Source organism: Nonomuraea monospora (genome assembly GCF_039531895.1).
Taxonomy (GTDB): Bacteria; Actinomycetota; Actinomycetes; order Streptosporangiales; family Streptosporangiaceae; genus Nonomuraea; species Nonomuraea monospora.
On sequence record NZ_BAAAQX010000112.1, the window covers coordinates 1 to 710 of the forward strand.

At 68.5% G+C, this 710-nt stretch carries 1 protein-coding gene; it reads right to left on the minus strand.

From position 1 onward, the window contains the following. Positions 1-710, minus strand: a 710-nt coding sequence (locus ABD331_RS60720) for a substrate-binding domain-containing protein (RefSeq protein WP_344496719.1), incomplete at both ends; no start/stop codon positions are given.

Below are 710 nucleotides of genomic sequence, written 5' to 3' on the forward strand. Positions count from 1 at the left end.
GGCTGCTGGTCGATGGTGTAGTCGAGATCGCCCGACTTCACCGCCGCCAGCGTCTCCGGCACCAGATCGAACCCGCCGGCCACCTTCAGCCCCTTGGCCCGCATCGAGTACTTCTTCACGGTCTGCCCCACCGACTGCGTCGAGCCGGCGTCCACCGCCAGCATGCCCGCCACGTCCTGATGCCCCTGGGCGTAGGCGTCGATGATCGACAGACCCCGCGTCACGTCCGCGTTCGTGCCGACCGCCGTGAACGTGATGGACCTGCCCGAATCCTTGATCGCCTGCTCGGCCCCGTCGATCCTGGGCTGGATGTTCAACGCCCCCGGAGTCGCGATGAACCCCACCACCGATCCCGACTCCACCTGCTGCAGGGCACGCTGGCCCAGCGCGTACCCCGACTCGTACAGCCCCTGCCCGATGTAGGCCAGCCGCGCGCTGCCCTTGTCGTCACGCGCCCCGTCCGCGTTGTACGACACCACCGGGATGCCCGCGTCCAGCGCCCGGTTCACCGGCTCACGGAAGGCCGCCTTGTCCACCACCGCCACCGCCAGCCCGTCGGCCTTGGCCGAGATCGCGGTGTTGCACGCGTTGACCATCTCGGCCACGATCGAGTCCTTCGAACCCGTCCACTGGAACTCGGTGCCGAGCAACGCGCAGGCGTCCTGCGCGCCGTACTGCGTGGGAGTGAAGAACGGATTCGTCGTGACATG